This is a genomic window from Nocardia sp. NPDC058480 (genome assembly GCF_042720495.1).
GTDB lineage: Bacteria > Actinomycetota > Actinomycetes > Mycobacteriales > Mycobacteriaceae > Nocardia.
This window is the reverse complement of sequence record NZ_JBHXMN010000002.1, coordinates 655,661-672,206: the sequence shown is the minus strand read 5'-3', so window position 1 is coordinate 672,206 and position 16,546 is coordinate 655,661. Positions and strand designations below refer to the sequence as shown.

The 16,546-nt window shown below is 66.8% G+C and carries 16 protein-coding genes; 8 read left to right on the top strand and 8 right to left on the bottom strand.

Annotated features, from left to right (window positions below):
- Nucleotides 1-91: 91 nt before the first annotated feature.
- Entirely contained in the window at nt 92-742 is a 651-nt protein-coding gene (locus tag ACFWO8_RS08705) for a TetR family transcriptional regulator (protein WP_378946022.1), read from the top strand.
- A 100-nt stretch (nt 743-842) separates the two neighbouring features.
- On the opposite strand, the gene ACFWO8_RS08700 is transcribed toward ACFWO8_RS08705, so the two are convergent.
- The gene (locus ACFWO8_RS08700; RefSeq protein WP_378946018.1) at nt 843-1,685 is read right to left on the bottom strand and encodes a thioesterase family protein; all 843 of its coding nucleotides are present in this window, start codon (nt 1,683-1,685) and stop codon (nt 843-845) included.
- 21 nt (nt 1,686-1,706) lie between these two features.
- Here ACFWO8_RS08700 and ACFWO8_RS08695 point away from each other — a divergent pair, with 21 nt between their 5' ends.
- Together ACFWO8_RS08695 and ACFWO8_RS08690 are read left to right on the top strand one after the other, a co-directional pair.
- The gene (locus ACFWO8_RS08695; RefSeq protein ID WP_378946014.1) at nt 1,707-1,913 is read left to right on the top strand and encodes a hypothetical protein; all 207 of its coding nucleotides are present in this window, start codon (nt 1,707-1,709) and stop codon (nt 1,911-1,913) included.
- Nucleotides 1,914-1,959: 46 nt separating this feature from the next.
- Nucleotides 1,960-2,880: a 3-methyladenine DNA glycosylase gene (locus ACFWO8_RS08690; protein WP_378946011.1), complete on the top strand. Its 921-nt coding sequence runs from the start codon at nt 1,960-1,962 to the stop codon at nt 2,878-2,880.
- Here ACFWO8_RS08690 and ACFWO8_RS08685 read toward each other — a convergent pair.
- On the bottom strand, nt 2,877-4,625 hold the full coding sequence (locus tag ACFWO8_RS08685) for a BCCT family transporter (RefSeq protein ID WP_378946008.1): 1,749 nt from the start codon (nt 4,623-4,625) through the stop codon (nt 2,877-2,879). The genes ACFWO8_RS08690 and ACFWO8_RS08685 overlap by 4 nt on opposite strands.
- Before the next feature lie 227 nt (nt 4,626-4,852).
- Between ACFWO8_RS08685 and ACFWO8_RS08680 the strand changes: the two genes are divergently transcribed.
- Both ACFWO8_RS08680 and ACFWO8_RS08675 read left to right on the top strand, forming a co-directional pair.
- Nucleotides 4,853-6,508 carry an LVIVD repeat-containing protein gene (locus ACFWO8_RS08680; RefSeq protein WP_378946003.1) on the top strand — a complete coding sequence of 552 codons (1,656 nt, stop codon included), beginning with the start codon at nt 4,853-4,855 and terminating at the stop codon, nt 6,506-6,508.
- Nucleotides 6,505-7,131, top strand: a complete 627-nt coding sequence (locus ACFWO8_RS08675) for a DUF305 domain-containing protein (RefSeq protein WP_378945998.1) — start codon at nt 6,505-6,507, stop codon at nt 7,129-7,131. Before ACFWO8_RS08680 ends, ACFWO8_RS08675 begins: the two co-directional genes overlap by 4 nt.
- A 143-nt stretch (nt 7,132-7,274) precedes the next feature.
- Here the strand turns inward: ACFWO8_RS08675 and ACFWO8_RS08670 are convergent, their stop codons facing one another.
- From ACFWO8_RS08670 to ACFWO8_RS08655, 4 genes are all read right to left on the bottom strand, one after another.
- Complete coding sequence (locus ACFWO8_RS08670) at nt 7,275-8,129, bottom strand: isocitrate lyase/phosphoenolpyruvate mutase family protein (RefSeq protein WP_378945995.1); 855 nt, start codon at nt 8,127-8,129, stop codon at nt 7,275-7,277.
- 74 nt (nt 8,130-8,203) lie between these two features.
- Complete coding sequence (locus tag ACFWO8_RS08665; RefSeq protein ID WP_378945992.1) at nt 8,204-8,860, bottom strand: GntR family transcriptional regulator; 657 nt, start codon at nt 8,858-8,860, stop codon at nt 8,204-8,206.
- Nucleotides 8,847-9,578 (bottom strand): maleate cis-trans isomerase, encoded by a 732-nt coding sequence (locus tag ACFWO8_RS08660; protein ID WP_378945989.1) that lies wholly within the window; start codon nt 9,576-9,578, stop codon nt 8,847-8,849. Before ACFWO8_RS08660 ends, ACFWO8_RS08665 begins: the two co-directional genes overlap by 14 nt.
- Before the next feature lie 124 nt (nt 9,579-9,702).
- The gene (locus ACFWO8_RS08655; protein ID WP_378945986.1) at nt 9,703-10,443 is read right to left on the bottom strand and encodes an Asp/Glu/hydantoin racemase; all 741 of its coding nucleotides are present in this window, start codon (nt 10,441-10,443) and stop codon (nt 9,703-9,705) included.
- Nucleotides 10,444-10,529: 86 nt separating this feature from the next.
- Here ACFWO8_RS08655 and ACFWO8_RS08650 point away from each other — a divergent pair, with 86 nt between their 5' ends.
- Together ACFWO8_RS08650 and ACFWO8_RS08645 are read left to right on the top strand one after the other, a co-directional pair.
- Nucleotides 10,530-11,495 carry a D-2-hydroxyacid dehydrogenase gene (locus ACFWO8_RS08650; RefSeq protein ID WP_378945983.1) on the top strand — a complete coding sequence of 322 codons (966 nt, stop codon included), beginning with the start codon at nt 10,530-10,532 and terminating at the stop codon, nt 11,493-11,495.
- Nucleotides 11,496-11,507: 12 nt separating this feature from the next.
- Nucleotides 11,508-12,902: an amidase gene (locus tag ACFWO8_RS08645; RefSeq protein WP_378945978.1), complete on the top strand. Its 1,395-nt coding sequence runs from the start codon at nt 11,508-11,510 to the stop codon at nt 12,900-12,902.
- Nucleotides 12,903-12,963: 61 nt separating this feature from the next.
- On the opposite strand, the gene ACFWO8_RS08640 is transcribed toward ACFWO8_RS08645, so the two are convergent.
- Together ACFWO8_RS08640 and ACFWO8_RS08635 are read right to left on the bottom strand one after the other, a co-directional pair.
- Nucleotides 12,964-13,458: a DUF3830 family protein gene (locus tag ACFWO8_RS08640; RefSeq protein ID WP_378945975.1), complete on the bottom strand. Its 495-nt coding sequence runs from the start codon at nt 13,456-13,458 to the stop codon at nt 12,964-12,966.
- A 170-nt stretch (nt 13,459-13,628) separates the two neighbouring features.
- Nucleotides 13,629-14,870: an aspartate aminotransferase family protein gene (locus tag ACFWO8_RS08635; protein WP_378945972.1), complete on the bottom strand. Its 1,242-nt coding sequence runs from the start codon at nt 14,868-14,870 to the stop codon at nt 13,629-13,631.
- Between the two features lie 106 nt (nt 14,871-14,976).
- Between ACFWO8_RS08635 and ACFWO8_RS08630 the strand changes: the two genes are divergently transcribed.
- Complete coding sequence (locus ACFWO8_RS08630) at nt 14,977-16,542, top strand: NAD-dependent succinate-semialdehyde dehydrogenase (protein WP_378945969.1); 1,566 nt, start codon at nt 14,977-14,979, stop codon at nt 16,540-16,542.
- The last annotated feature ends 4 nt before the right edge of the window (nt 16,543-16,546 follow it).

Genomic DNA, 16,546 nt, shown 5'->3' with positions numbered 1-16,546 from the left:
TGGCTGCGGTCACACAGCAGTTTTAAGCGCATACTCTTAACTGTCAAGGACTAGTTCTCATCCTTACTGGTGAACGGCTACTGTGCGGACTGTGGCAGCAACAGCAGCGCGGGAACGCATCATCGTCGCGGCGGAACGTCTGATCGCGGAGCACGGACGGTCGGTACCGCTGCGCGATATCGCCGCTGCCGCAGGTCAGCGGAACAATTCGGCGATCCAGTATCACTTCGGATCCCGCGACGGGCTCATCGAAGCGGTGGTCGAGTTCCGGCTGGCGACGTTGGAGGTGCGGCGGCTGGAATTGCTCGCCGAACAAGCGGGTTCGGGTCGGCCGCCAGGCGTGCACGGACTACTCGAAGCCCTCGCGGTACCGATGTTCGAGCTCGGCGAGCGGCACGGAATTCGGCACTACGCGCGATTTCTCGAACAGATCCACCCGCATCCGGTGCTCTCCGATGCGGCCAATCTCGGTACTGCGGAGCGCACTTCGGTGCGCGTCATCATGGCCGGCCTCGACCGCGAGCTCACCGCCTTGCCACCGCGGCTGCGCGAGCGGCGGCTGCGGGCGTTGACCACCATGCTTTTCGCACTGTTGGCCGATCACGAACGTGCGGCGGAAGCGGGCGACGCACGGGCCGGGAATGCGCGGGCTTGGGGAGAAATCATCGATATGCTCGCCGGATCACTCGCCGCTCCCGTCAGCGCACCTGGCGTCGTGTCGCGCGGCGCTCGGATGACATGACATTGCCGATGCGCCGCAGACCTCCACCAACGTGGACAGTTCCCGCACAGCCCCGAACCTCTGCACAAGGACATCGGCGAGCACGGTTACCGGTGTCGCATTACGAATCGAGGCTTTCGCGCTGGGCCCGGAAAACGCGGCATTGGGAGGTAGCCGATGCCCGCGCGGGCCCGGTCGTGCCGCGCAGGGTCCCTTGCATGGTGGCCAGTTTGTGGTCGATTCGTCCGTCGGCTTCCAACAGAGTGGGAGCGGGTGCCTCATGTCCTGCGGACCAGATGACGGACAGATCCAGGCTGATCATGCGGGTCTGCGGAGACTCGGTCCGCATTCCGGCATCCAGAAGAAACGCATCGAAGAACATGATGTCGGTCAGGCGCCCGGAGATCTCGGCGATTCGCGGATCCGCCCCAGCGGGGGCGTCCGGTACCGCCCACATCGCGACACGGGCCTGCCCATCATGGAAGTCGTCGTAGGTCAGCGGGTAGTCGACCGCCCGCACGTTCAGTCCTTTCAGAAACGGCGCCAATTCGGTGACCCACGGCACGCTGTCGCAGCCGTCGTAGGAGATCGGCTGCGTGGCGGTGCCCGCGGGGCCGTTCATCATCCGCGGGTCGACGAACCAGGCCAAGCCGGTCAGAACCAGGGCACCTCCCTGTTCGAGCGTGACCTCACACAGTCCGCTGCTGCGGCCGGTGGACAGCACGCGCGCCGTCACCTCCAATCTGCCCGGCTTGGCGGGCGCGGTGAACACCGCGTGCATACTTCGCAATGCGCGACCGGGCATCCGCGTGAACCCGGCCAACGCGGCCACCGCCGCGGAGTACCCGCCGAAACCCAATCCCTGGAAGCACAATTCGGGCGGCATCTCCGACCGGAACCCGGAGCCGTCCTCTTCGAGGCACACGTCCCCGAGCGGGGTCGGAATCTGCAGCGACAACGTCATAGTGAACCGCCCATCAATAGCATGCGAGAAGGTGCGAGTGCCTCGATCAAGCTTGCCCTCCCCGATCGTGTGCGCGAACGCCTGGCTGCGGAGGTCTTCCGCACGCTCGAATCTGGCCCTGTCCAGTGCATCCGCAAGTTGATCATCGTTGCGCACGAGGCCGACCGGGTCCACATTCGCGGAGTCGACAACTCCCAGCTTCTGCAACTGGCGCGCACCGAACCCTGATTCAGGCCGGTTCAGAGGTTCCTCGCCGGTGCGGGACAATGGCTAGGTGAGCACCCCCGACTACCTCGACCACCCCACTGACCTGCGCATATTGCCGGTCACGGAGTGGCAGGCCGCGGCTCGCGCACACCGGGACCGGCTCGATCGGCTGGTCGGGCCGTATCTCGAGCGGCGGGCGGCGGGCACCGCCCATCCGGTCGTGGATTTTCTGTTTACTTACTATGGCAACAAGCCCGCGCAGTTGCGCCGCTGGCATCCGGGGTTCGGGATCGGGCTGCGCGATGCGGGCGACTACAAGGGGGCGCGCGGGTACTACGAGCTTGCGCAGGAGCGGGGCGTGTTCACTGCCGATCCGGCATATCTGGCGAAGCGGCGCGAGACGATCGAGTTCGTCTCCCGGCTGCTCGCGGCCACCGCACAACGCCCGGCACAGTTGTCGTGCTTCGGGCTGCACGAGTGGGCGATGGTTTACCGCACGGACGAGGTGCGCCATCAGCAGGTGCCGTTGCGGCTCGGATCGGCGGGCACCGACGCGGTGGTGGAGTCGATGTCGTTGCGGTGCACGCACTTCGACGCGTTTCGGTTCTTCACGCCGGAGGCGGTGGGGCGCAATGCCGAGCCGCTCACGCGCGCAGACCAAGTGGCGCGCGAACAGCCCGGGTGTCTGCACGCGAATATGGATCTCTATAAATGGGGTTTCAAACTCGCCCCGCTGATCCCCTCGGATCTGCTGCTCGATTGCTTCGAACTCGCCTGCACCGCACGCGAACTCGACATGCGCGCCAGCCCTTATGACCTGTCCGAATTCGGCTATGAACCGGTCTGCATCGAAACCCCTACCGGCCGAGCCGATTACGTCCGCGCCCAAGCAGCGATTGCCGAATCCGCAGACACACTGCGAGACCGCATGCGACTGGCCTGCGCCGAGTTGTCCTCAGCGCAGGCCGGATTCGACGCTACCGACTAGCCTCGATCAGCGGACCGGGGCTCGCCCTTGTCGAGGGTCGGACCTTCCGCCTCCTCCGCCGACGGTTCGGTGACGAGGGCGAAATCTCCGTCGTGCATTTCGGTGCCCTGGTCGACAGCGACCTCGACCAGTTCGATGCCTCGATCCATGCGCACGATCAGCGGGTCGTCACGCAGGTCCTTGTACAGCGACACGCACATCGCCACCATCACCACCAGGAACGGCAGTGACACCACCGTGGTCAACGCCTGGAGGCCGGTCAAAGCGCCGCCGAGATCGTCGGAATCGGCGATCACCAGCATGATCGCGGCGACCGCACCGGTGGCCGCGCCCCAGAAGATGACGACCCACTTCGACGGTTCGATATTGCCGCGTTCGGACAGGGTGCCCATCACGATGGAGGCGGCGTCGGCGCCGGAGACGAAGAAGATGGCGACGAGGATCATCACGACGACCGTGGTCACCGAGGTGATCGGGTACTGGTCGAGCAGGTGGAACAGCGCGAAGTTGGAGTCCACCGAGCCGTCTGCTTCGGTGAGCGCACCGTCTTTGGTCTGTTCGGCAATGCCGGCGCCGCCGAAAATCGCGAACCACAGCAGGCTCACCACGCTCGGCACCAGCAGCACGCCGGTGACGAACTGGCGAATGGTGCGCCCTCGGCTGATCCGCGCGATGAACATGCCGACGAACGGCGTCCACGAGATCCACCAGGCCCAGTAGAAGATCGTCCAGCTCGACAGCCACGTCTGCATCGCCTCGTCACCGGCGCCGGTGCGCGAAGCCATGGTCGGCAGGCTCTCGATGTAGTCGCCGAGCGAGGTCGGCAGCATATTGAGGATGAACAGCGTCGGCCCCGCGATGAATACGAAGGCCGCGATGGCCAGGGCCAGCACCATATTGATGTTGGACAGCCACTGGATGCCGCGCGCGACACCGGACACCGCCGACAGTACGAAGGCGACGCACAGGCCCGAGATGATCGCGACCAGGCCGATTTTGCCGATGCTGTCGATCCAGCCGTTGAATTCCATGCCCGCGCCGATCTGCAACGCCCCGAGACCGAGGGACGCCGCCGAGCCGAACAGGGTGGCGAAGATCGCCATCATGTCGATGACACGGCCGCCGATGCCGTCGGCGTGGCGACCGAGCAGCGGCCGGAACACCGCGGAGATCAACTGCGAGCGGCCTTTTCGGAATGTGCCGTAGGCGATGGCCAGACCCGCGACGGCGTAGATCGCCCACGGGTGCAGTGTCCAGTGGAACAGCGTGGTGGCCATGGCGACCTCGGCGGCTGCCGGTGAACCGGGCTCGGCGGTGTGCGGCGGCGGATTCACGAAGTGCGACAGCGGTTCCGCCACACCCCAGAACATCAGACCGATGCCCATGCCCGCGCTGAACATCATCGCGATCCATGACACGGTGCGGAATTCGGGTTTCTCGTCGTCGGCGCCCAGCGGAATCCGGCCGTAGCGGCTGATCGCCAGCCAGATCACGAAGAACACGAACGCTGTCGCGGTGAGCACGAACAACCAGCCGGTGTTGGTGATGACCCATTTCTGAGCGGTGCTCGCCGCGGAGGCGAGGCTCTCGTCGTCGAAGACACCCCAGGCGACGAAGGCGAGTGCACCGATCGCGGTGGCGCAGAAGATGAGCAGATCCAGCCTGGGTTTCCCTGGCGACCAACCCGCTACCGATCCTCCGGGCGGCGGTGTGCCACCGGAACTTCCTACGACATCGTTCGACATGGATCCGAGTCCTCTCCGAGCGCGGAAACTCCCCGCCTTGACAGACGCTGGTCGTGCAGAGCAACCGTACAGCGTATCGGCGGACACCCTAGGTAAGCACGAGCCCGCCCAACACCCTGTTCCCCGAAACACCCCTCCGCAATCATTCGTCCGGCATACCATTCGTTTCATGGCACAACTGTCTGAGCCAGTTGTGTTGTCCGCATCATTGATTCGGGAGGGCAACGATGCCATCGGAACCGCGCACCGACACACCGTTCGACGCCGAGGCCACCATCCGGCCGAGCCGACCAGGGGCAAGCACATTGCAACCCCCTGACCGGCGACATTCACTGGTGCGACTGGTGGCAGCGGCCGCGATCACCGCACTCGTGGCGCTCGGCCTGCCGTCGGGTGCGTCAGCGGATTTCGGCGCGGACCTGACCGGCGCGGTGCAGGAATTTCTCGAGGTGGGTCGAACGGCGGTGCCACGCGCCGACTGCGGGCCTGGTTCGCTGCCGGAGACCGGCTTGCAGGGTGACGTGCCCGCCGGTGACCGAGACAGTGGCCGCAGCACCCAGGGTTATCGCTGCAACATGTCCATGATCGGGGGCTATACCGGCCGGGGCGCGGGCATCACCTCCACCAGTTTCGAGCACTGCGCCTACGTCGGCACCTTCTTCCCTGGGAACATGCTCAGCGAGCACCCCGGCGTCCAGGTCCTCGATGTCTCCGATCCCACCGAGCCGCGGCACACCGCGACGCTCGCCGAGCCCGCCATGCTGGCCGGGACATGGGAGACGTTGAAGGTCAACACGACTCGCAAACTGCTCGTCGGGACGGGCGTGCCGGTGGGCATCGGCGCCGGATACCTGTCGGTGTACGACATCTCCGATTGCGCACATCCGCGGCTGCTCAATCCGGGGACGGGCTCGAATCTGCTGATGCCACTGCCGATCACGACGCACGAAGGCGGCTTCTCACCCGATGGACGCACGTACTGGGCGTCGGGCCTCGTGCCCGGATTTCTCAGTGCGATCGATCTCACCGATCCGGCGAATCCGCGGGTGATCTGGCAGGGACTGACGGGGATCGAGGCACACGGGCTCGGCGTGAGTCCCGACGGGAACCGGCTCTATATCTCCGCGCTGGGCGGATTCACCGTGCTCGACGTGAGCGCGGTGCAGCGGCGCGACCCGAATCCGCACGTGCCGCATCTGGGCCGCACCTTCTGGACCGACGGCTGGGCAACCCAGCACAGCGTGCCCGTGACCTATGACGGCGTGGCACATCTGTTCACCGTCGACGAGGGCGGTTCCGGTGGGGTGAAACTCATCGACGTGTCCGACGACAGCGCGCCCCGCATCACCGCGAAGATCAAACTCGAGATCAACCTGCCCGACAATATCGACGCCGGTATCGGTTCGTCGATGGGTGGTTCGGCGTTCGCCTACGAATCGCACTATTGCACCGCCGACCGCCCCGACAACCCGACCGCGCTGGCCTGCGGCTGGATCTCCTCCGGTATCCGGGTTTTCGACGTCCGCGACCCCGGCGACATCCGCGAGATCGCCTACTTCAACCCGCCTGCCCGCACCGGGCGCAACCTCGAGATCTGGAACTCGCCCCACGCGCTGGCCTCGATCATCGGGATTCCGGTGATGAGCGCCCCGGCGGCACTGCGGTCGATGGCCGAGGGGTTGTTCGATCCGGCGCAGGTGCTGACCGCCCGAGCCGGCGATATCGCGTTCGGTGACCTGTCCACGGACTGGTGTCTGTCGCCGCCGGAGTGGCGTGGCGATCAGCTGTATGTCACCTGTTCCGACAATGGGTTCATGGTGTTGCAACTCGACAACGAGGTGTACACACCGCCCGCGAATCAGCAGTCCACGGTCGGGTCGTGACCGTGAACCGGGTGATCCGCCTGGCGTTCGCGGGCGCCGCCGCCCTGTTCCTGCTGGCGCTCGGTGCCGCCCTGCGGCCGCTCTTCGTCACCGAAACAGCCACGCCCGCTCCGGTTCTCACCGCGACGGAGCTGGGTTTCGTCCAGGACATGACCGCCCATCACCAGCAGGCGCTGATCCTCACCGAACGCCTCGACCCGGCCGCCGACCCCACCGTGCGCAGACTGGCCGACCAGATCGCCGACACCCAGCGGATGGAGATCGGCACGCTGCTCGGCTGGACCCAACTCGCCCGCGCCGCACCCACTGCCGCCGTCCCGATGACCTGGATGGCACACACCCACCAGCACTCGACCACGGCCTCGGCCACGATGCCGGGCATGGCTACCACCGCCGACCTCGACGCCCTCGCCGCGGCCCGCGCGGCCGACGCCGAAACACTCTTCCTGCAACTGATGTACCGCCACCACGCAGGCGGCATCACGATGGCCCGCGCCGCCGACACCCTCCTCACCTCGGGCCCCGTCAAACAGGCCGCTCGCGCGATGGCCCAGTCCCAAAGCCAGGAACTGGGCTACCTCGGCATGCTCCTGGACCTCCGGGGTGCCCGGCCCACCTCCTGATCAAGATCGACAGGCCCTGGCGCAGATCGGCTCTCGGGCGATGCTTACCTGAAGTCCTGGTCATCAATCGTCCAGGTTGTCGTACCTGTGCCTTCGCCCGCGCTCTGTGCGAAAGACCGCGGAACGCTCCGACCTGGCACCGGTCAGGTGTGGTCGGTGAAGTGGTCGTTGAGCACGGATTGGGTGAGTTGGCTGTTGCCGTAAGTGAAGGTCCCGTGGTCGGCCAGTTCGTTGGCGGCGTCGAGGAGGTGGCGGTAGAGCAGGCGCGCGATGCTGCCGCCTACGGTGACCCGGCGGACGCCGAGGTCGGCGAGTTCGGCCATCGACAGGGCGCCACCGGTCAGTCCCATGACGACATTGAGTGGTCCGTCGAGCGCGTCGACGAGGGTGGCGATCGTGGTCGCGTCGGCGGCGCCGGGGACGAAGGCGCAGTCCGCGCCCGCGGCGAGGTAGGAGTTGGCGCGGCGAATCGCTTCGTCCAGACCCGCGTCCACGAGCAGAGCGTCGGTGCGGCCGACGAGCACGAACGGTGCACCGCTGGCAGCCACCGCCGCGCGCGCCGCCCGAACCCGGTCCACCGCGTGTACCTCGTCGAACAGTGGGGTGGTTCGGTCGCCGGTGAAGTCTTCGATATTGCCGCCCGCCGCGCCGGCGTCGAGAGCGAGCGAGATCGTGGTCGCCACTTCCTGCGGGTCGGGTCCGTACCCCTCCTCGAGGTCGGCGCTCACCGGTACCCGCACGGCGCCGGTGATCTCGTGGATCCGGCGCATCATCGTCGAACGATCGACGCGACCGTGCGCACCGTGCTCGGTGAAGAAGTCGTGATCGGGACGACCGAAGGAAAACGCGACGCCCGCGCTGGTGGTGGCGATCGCCGGAAATCCCACCGACTCGAGAATCCGCGCGCTGCCCGCGTCCCAGGCATTCGGCAACAGGAAACAACCCGCGCGGTGCAGGTCGACGAACGCCTGTGCGCGTATTCGCTGTTCGTTGTCCACGAGAGCTCCTGCCGGAATCGCCAGTGTCCTTACCGAGCCCATTCTGCCCGCACCACCGGAGTGATCGACAGGACCTAGCGCGCACGCAGGCGACGCACGGCGTCGTCCATGTGTTCCACGAGCAGGGCGCGCGCACGCTCGGGCGAGCCGGTACCGATCGCTTCGCGCAGTTCGACGTGTTCGCGGGCTTGTTCGCGCAGGTCGGGGTAGGTGGTTTGGAGTGCGCCCAGGCACATGCGGGTTTCGATGAGCAGCGTGCGGGCGGCGCGGACGAGGCGGGGACTGTCGGCGGCGGTGACCAGGGCTTCGTGGAAGGCCTGGTCGGCGTCGGAGACGCCGGGGGCGTCGCCTGCTTCGGCGGTGAGCCGCATCGCGGCGACGCTGGGTTGGAGTGCGGCGTAGGCGATGTCGCGGCGGCCGTCGAGGATGAGGTCGAGGGCGCCGCCCTCCAGGGCGGTGCGGGCGCGGTAGATGTCGATGACGTCGTCGGTGGTGAGTTCGATGACGAAGATGCCGCGATTGCGAATGCTGAACAGCAGGCCTTCCTGGACGAGGCGTTGCATCGCCTCGCGCACGGGTCCGCGGGAGACGCCGAAACTGGTTGCCAGATCGGCTTCACCGAGTTGGGCGCCGGGCGCGAGCGCACCGCGCATGATCGCCTCGCGCAGCCGGTCGGCGATCATCTCCGCGGTGGACTGCTGGTTGACCGGCTCGAAATCAGTGATCGACATGCCGACTCCCCTCCGCGAATAACGCACCGAGTTCCGGGGCGTAGGCGGTGACCCCGGCCAGCCGCAAGCCTTCCCAGATGGTGACCTGGTTCGCCGTGAGCACCGGCTTGCCGAGCGCGGCTTCGAGTTTCGGGAGCACCTCGAGAGTATGCATGGCCGTATCCGGAATGAGCAGTGCATGGGCGTCGGGGTGGTCGTTGGTGACGGCCAGGGTCAGGACCTGGTCGGTTGTGAGGGTGCCGACCTCGGCGGCGGTGTCGATGCCCGCGCTCGACATCGACACCACCTCGATGCCCGCGTCGGCGAGGAAGTCGACGAACAACCGCGCCACCTCCTCCGGATAACTCGCGACGACGGCCACCCGCCGCACACCGAGCGCCCGCGCCGCTTCGACGAACGCGAAACTCGTACTCGAGGCGGGCACGCCGGCCGCCTCGGCGAGGCCCTCGACCTGACCGCGAGCGCCCTCGGGTCCATAGACGAAACTGCCCGAGGTGCACGCCCATACGACCGCGGCGGGTTCCTCGGGTGCCAGCAAGGACGCACCGTGACGCAGCTTCTCCGGGCTGCCCAGGTCGAGCAGCTCGGCGACCGCGTGCAGATCGGTGCCGTAGACGTGGGCCACCGGCAAGGCGGCGTCGAGCAGGGCCGCGGCGCGGGGGTAGTCGTCCTCGGCGGCGTGGTCGGGGTAAATGAATCCGATGGTCGGCATAGACATCTCGCTCCGTTCAGAAGACATTGACGAGCCACTTTCCTGGGCAGAATGTCGCGTCAGTACCCGTTCAGAAGACATTGACGAGCCACTTTCCTGGGCAGAATGTCGCGTCTGGACTTCAGACTGCTCAGAAGACATTGACGAGCCACTTTCCTGGGCCCATCATCGGCAGTTTCATCCGGCCGAGGCAGGCCCACATGGTCAGCTGGTTGGCGGTGAGAACGGGTTTGCCGAGTGCCTGTTCGAGCGGCTCGATCACGTCGTAGGTCGGCAGGTTGGTGCAGCTGACGAAGATCGCTTCCGAGCGGGGGTCATCGGCGCCGAGTATCCGTTCGGCGATGGTGCGGTAGTTGACCTTCCAGATACCGCCGCCGAGCCCGAGGTGATCGGACTTGATCGTGGTGCATCCCGCTTCGTCGAGGAAGTCGTGCAGCTTGCCGGTGAGAACCTCGTCATACGGCGTGATCACCGACATCCGGGTGATGTTGAGGTGCTTGATCGCCTCCACCAGAGCACCGGAAGTGGTCACCGCGTCGGGTGCGCCCGCCAGACAGATCGTTTCCCGCAGGGATCGTTCGTAGGCGAGCCCGTTGATGAAGCTGCCCGAAGTACACAGGTAGGCAACGACTTCCGGCTCCACGTGCAGCACATCGTGGGTAGCCGCGGTGAGGTGCAGGGGGTTGGACACCAGCTCGGCCATGGCCAGCGACACCGGCACCGGCTCATAGGGGGTGCGGGCCAGGTGCAGACTCACCTCCAGGGGCGCCCACCGCCACAGTTCCCGCTCGAGGGCGAGGTCGAACGGCGCGATCACGCCGATGCCTCGTTGGGCTACCGGCCCGTCGATGTCGGGGAAGCTGAACTCCACTGCGGCCCCTCTCGCGCTCAGCCGGGCAGACCTCCGAACACGATCGGATTGTTGACAATCATACGATCTGATCGTACGGTGTCAATGTGGAAAACGGGCCGATTGTCACCGTCCTACATCGTGACAGTGTGCCCGAATCGGACCTCATGGCCCCCATTGCCGAACGCGCCGACGTGCGCTACACCGAGGCCGACGGGCTCGCCGATGCGCTACGCGGCGCCGATGTGCTGTTCGTCTACGACTTCCAGACCCGCGCCGTACCCGGTGCGTGGCACAGTGCCGACCGTTTGCGCTGGCTGCACATGGGCGGTGTCGGCGTGGATCCGGTGATGTTCCCGGAACTGCGGGCATCCGATGTGGTGGTCACCAACACCCGCAATGTCTTCGATACGGCTATCGCCGAATATGTTCTCGGACAGATCATTTCGTTCGCCAAGGATCTGCCGGGGTCGATCCGTTTGCAGCAGCGGCACGAGTGGCGGCACCGGGAATCCGAACGTGTCGCCGGCGCCACCGCGCTGATCGTGGGGACCGGCTCGATCGGCCGGACCATCGCGCGACTGCTGCGCGCCGCGGGAATGACAGTGCGCGGGGTCGGGCGCCGTGCGCGCACCGGGGACCCGGATTTCGACACCATCAGCGACGATCTGCACGCCGAATTGCCCGGCGCCGACTACGTGATCGCGATCGCGCCGCTCACCGCGCAGACCAGGCACATGTTCGATGCCGCCGCGTTCGCGGCGATGAAACCGCATGCCAGGTTTGTCAATGTCGGGCGCGGGGAACTAGTGGTTACCGACGATCTCGTCGCCGCGCTCGGCAACGGTTCGATCGCCGGGGCCGCACTGGACGTGGTCGACCCGGAGCCACTACCTGCCGATCATCCGCTGTGGGATCTGCCGAATGTGGTCCTCACACCACACAATTCGGGCGATTTCCACGGCTGGCGCACCGAGATCGTCCGCGCATTCACCGACAACTTCGGCAGGTGGGCAGCGGGTCTGCCGCTGCACAACGTTGTCGACAAGACGCTCGGGTACGTGCCCGGCTGAAGGAGCCCCGCCATGACGCAGCCCGATCTCCCCACCGATCCCACCGCGATGACGGCGGTTCAGCTGGTTTCGTCCTACGCGGCCGGGGAGCTCTCCCCCGTCGAGGCCGCGCAGGCCTGCCTGGATGCCATCGCCGCCCGCGACGGCGCGCTCAACGCGTTCTGCCTGGTGGATCCGGATCGGGCGCTGGTTCAGGCCAAGGACTCCGAGGCGCGCTGGCAATCGGGCAATCCGCGCGGGTTGCTCGACGGTGTGCCGATTTCGATCAAGGACATCTTTCTGACCGAGGGGTGGCCGACCCTGCGCGGTTCCACCTGTGTCGACGCGGGCGGGCCGTGGCTGGTGGACAGTCCGGTCGCCGCTCGGCTGCGCGAGGACGGGATGGTGTTCGTCGGCAAGACGACCACGCCGGAGATCGCCTGGAAGGGCGTCACCGACAGCCCGCTGACCGGTGTCACCCGCAATCCCGCCGATCCCGCGACAACGGCCGGTGGATCGTCGGGGGGCAGTGCGGCGGCGGTAGCGGGTGGGATGACGCCGGTGTCGGTCGGCACCGACGGCGGTGGCAGCATCCGGATTCCGGCCTCGTTCTGCGGGATCGTCGGTGTCAAACCGACGCACGGGCGGATTCCGCTCTACCCGGCCAGCCCGTTCGGACCCCTCGCGCACGCCGGGCCGATGACGCGCACCGTCGAGGACGCGGCCCTGCTGATGGACATTCTCTCGCTGCCCGATCCGCGCGACCCGACCGCGTTGGCGCCCACCTTCACGCCCTTCCGCAGTCAGATGCAGCGGGATGTGCGTGGGCTGTCGGTCGGCTACTCCGCCACGCTCGGGTACGCGCGGGTCGACCCCGAGGTCGCCGAGATCGTCGCGAGCGCGGTTGCGCGGTTGGCCGAGGCCGAGCTGACCATCGACGCGGTCGATCCCGGATTCGCTGATCCGCGGGAAGCTTTCGAGACGCTGTGGGCCGCGGGTGCGGCGACCATGCTGGCGAAGTTCCCCGCCGGATCCCGCGAGAAGGTGGATACCGGTTTGGGCGCGGTGTGGGCGCGCGGTGAATCCGTCAGCGCCATCGACTATCTCGACGCCCGCCACGTCGCCGCCGAAGTCGGCATCACGATGGGCAACTTCCACACGGCCTACGACGTCCTGATCACCCCGACCATGCCGATCACCGCGTTCGAAGCCGGACACGATGTGCCGCCGGGCAGTGGACTGAACGGCTGGCCCGACTGGACCCCGTTCACCTACCCGTTCAACATGACGCAGCAGCCCGCCATCAGCATCCCCGTCGGCAGAACCCGGGCCGGAATGCCGGTAGGCCTACAGATCGTCGGACCACGGCACTCCGACGACTTGGTTCTCGCGGTCGCCAGGCACGCCGAATTCGTACTGAACTCCTGAAATAGACTGGGCACCAGCCAATTTCGGCACCGTATCGGTTCGGCTGCGCCGAAGAATGCCTTCAAGCGCGGGCGAAGGCCAACGTCTCGCCTTCGACTCCGCGCAACCACAGCCCGTTGCAGGCAGTCGCCAGGTCGGCGAGGCCTTCCTCGATGGTGGCGAAGACGCTGCCGGGGACCCAGCCGAGGTCGCCGTTGATCAGCAAATTGTTCCGGCCGTAGAACAGGGCCAGGTCGGTGGCGCCCTGGGCGTGGTGGGCGGCCGAGCCGGGTTCGTAGCCGTAGGCGGGGTTGCCGATTTCCCACGGTTCGAAATCGAAGAGGCACACGTCGCCGGGAATCGGTGTGACGGTGGGGTTCTCACGATGCGGTGATGCGGTGATGCGGGGCACCAGCGCGTAGACCTCGTTGCGGGCGTATTTGGCGTGGAAGGCGTCACCCTCCTGCGGGAGCGCATCCCAGACGGCGGCACACGTGAGCGGGGCTTCGTCGTCGAGGAGGCGCGCGCGGCAGGTGACGCCGGCTTTGGTGAGGGTGATGCTCATGTAGCGGGCCATCGAGTCCTGCTTCCTGTGCGATGCGAGCAGAGCCGGGTCGCCGCGGGCCCTGCCGGTGTGAACTGACCGACGCGGCGGGCGTCAGCGTGCGAACTACCCATCGAATTCCGGAGTACCCGGATTCGCCCCCTGATCCCGCTAGGAATCCGAGGCGGGATCAGGGGGCGGGACTACAGCTCGGCGAGGACCTCCGACCAGATAGCCAGAGCGTCCTCGACTTGGGTATCGGTGACGATCAGCGGCGGGATCATGCGCACGACGTTCATCTGCGCGCCGCAGGTGAGCAGCAGCAACCCCTTGTCGACGGCCGACTTCTGCGCCGCCGACGCGGTTTCGGTATCGGGTTCACCTGTCGCCGTGGTGAATTCGGCGCCGACCAGCAGGCCGAGACCTCTCACATCGCCGATCGCCTTGGTGGCGAGCTCGCGGACACCGGCGAGCAACTGTGTGCCGCGCACGGCGGCGTTGTCGACCAGCCCCTCGGCCTCGATCACCTCGAGTGTCGCGACAGCGGCGGCACAGGCCACCGCATTGCCGCCGTACGTGCCACCTTGGGACCCCGGCCAGGCCTTCGCCATCAACTCCCGCGACGCCGCGATGCCCGACAGCGGGAAGCCACTGGCCAGACCCTTGGCGATGGTGATCACGTCGGGGCGAACATCGAAGTGCTGGTGGCCGAAGAACCGTCCGGTCCGGCCGAAGCCGGTTTGGATCTCGTCGAAGACCAGCAAGATCCCGTGCCGGTCGGCGCGCTCGCGCAGACCGTGGAAAAACCGGGTGTTGCCCGGGATATAACCGCCTTCGCCCAGCACCGGTTCGACGATGAACGCGGCGGTTTCCGCGGGCGAGGTGAGGGTGGCGAACAGATAATCGAGCTCACGCAGCGCGAAATCGGTGGCTTCCTCCTCGCTCCAGCCGTAGCGGAACGCGGTCGGAAACGGGGCGACGTGCACACCCGACATCAGCGGGCTGAATCCCGCCGAGAACCGGGTCCCCGAGGTGGTCATGGTCGCGGCGGCGACAGTACGGCCGTGAAAACCGCCGTGGAAGACGATCACATTCGGCCGCCCGGTGGCTTGGCGCACCAGGCGCAGCGCCGCCTCGATCGCCTCGCTGCCGGAATTGGCGAAGAACAGCGCGTCCAAACCCTCGGGCAGGACGGCGCCGAGGCGCTCGGTGAGTTCCAGCAGTGGCCGGTGCAGCACCGTCGTGTACTGGCCGTGGATCAGGCTGGCGACCTGGGCTTGCGCGGCCGCGACCACGGTGGGATGACAGTGCCCGGTGCTGGTGACGCCGATCCCGGCGGTGAAATCCAGGTAGCGGCGACCGTCGGTGTCGTAGAGGTAGCAGCCTGCGCCGTGGTCGACGTGGACGGGCGTGGCCTGCTTGAGGACGGGAGACAGCTCGGTCATCAAAGACTCCCCAGATTGTCTATTGTCGGATTGTTGACAATATGCATAACATGGCGGCAGGGTTCACAGCAATGGGTGATCCACCGCGTCGGGAGGCAGGCACCGCATGGACGAGGAACAAGGGCTCCTTACCAACGAGGAACAAAGGCTCCTTACCAACGAGGAACAAAGGCTCCTGACAGCAGAGTCCGGGCGCAGCGCGCTGCTGCTCGACAGCCTGAGCGCCGCCGAGCGCGCGGCGATAGACAGCGTCCCGAAGGGGTTGTTCATCGGCGGCACATGGAACGACTCCCCCGCCACGCTGCCCGTCCTCGATCCCGCGACAGGCGTGGAGCTGTGCTCGGTGGCGGATGCGACCGCGACCGATGGACTCGACGCACTCACCGCCGCGGCCGGGGCCCAGGCGGACTGGGCGAACACCCCAGCGCGCACCCGCAGCGACATCCTGATGCGCGCCCACCACGCGCTTCTCGCCGACACCGAACGCCTGGCCCTGATCATGACTCTCGAGATGGGCAAACCGCTGACCGAGGCGCGCGGCGAAATCGCCTATGCCGCGGAGTTCTTCCGCTGGTTCGCCGAGGAGGCCGTTCGCCTCGACGGCGGGTACATGCCCGCACCGACGGGCGGTTCACGGTTTCTGGTGACGAAACAGCCGGTGGGGCCGAGCCTGCTCATCACGCCGTGGAACTTCCCGATGGCGATGGGTGCCCGCAAGATCGCGCCCGCCCTGGCCGCCGGGTGCACCTGCGTCGTGAAACCCGCCGAACAGACGCCTCTTTCGATGCTGGCGCTCGCGGCGATACTGGCCGATGCGGGCGTGTCCGCCGGGGTGGTCAATGTCGTCACCACCGCCGACCCCGGCGCGCTGATGACACCGCTCATCGCCGATCCCCGCTCCCGCAAACTCTCCTTCACCGGGTCGACCGCCATCGGGAAACTCCTCCTGGAGCAGTGCGCACGCACCGTCATGCGCACCTCCATGGAACTGGGCGGCAACGCACCGCTGCTGGTGTTCGACGATGCCGATCTCGACGAAGCGGTCGAGGGTGCATTGGCGGCCAAAATGCGCAATATCGGCCAGGCCTGTACCGCCGCGAACCGAATTCTCGTGCAGCGCGGCATCGCCGATGAGTTCGCCGCACGACTGGCCGCCCGGATGGCGGCTCTGCCGATGGGCCGTGGCACCGAGCCCGGCGTCGTTGTGGGGCCACTCATCGATGCCGACGCTGTTGCCAAGGTCGAGCATCTGGTGGCCGACGCACGGCAGCGCGGGGCCGAGGTGCTGCTCGGTGGCACGGCCATCGCCGGACCCGGCACCTTCTACCCGGCGACCGTGCTCACGGCCGTCCCCGACGCCGCCGAGTTGTGCCGGACCGAGATCTTCGGTCCCGTCGCCGCGATCGCCACTTTCGACACCGAGGACGAGGCGATCACCCGTGCCAACGACACCCCTTACGGGCTGGTCGCGTACGTGTTCACCGAGAACCTGCGACGGGGACTGCGCGTCTGCGAAGCTCTCGAAACGGGGATGGTCGGCCTGAATCAGGGCGTGGTCTCCAATCCGGCCGCACCGTTCGGTGGGATGAAGGAATCAGGGCTCGGCCGCGAGGGCGGATTCACCGGGATCGACGAATTCCTCGAGACCAAATACATCGGCGTCAAGGTTTAGGGAG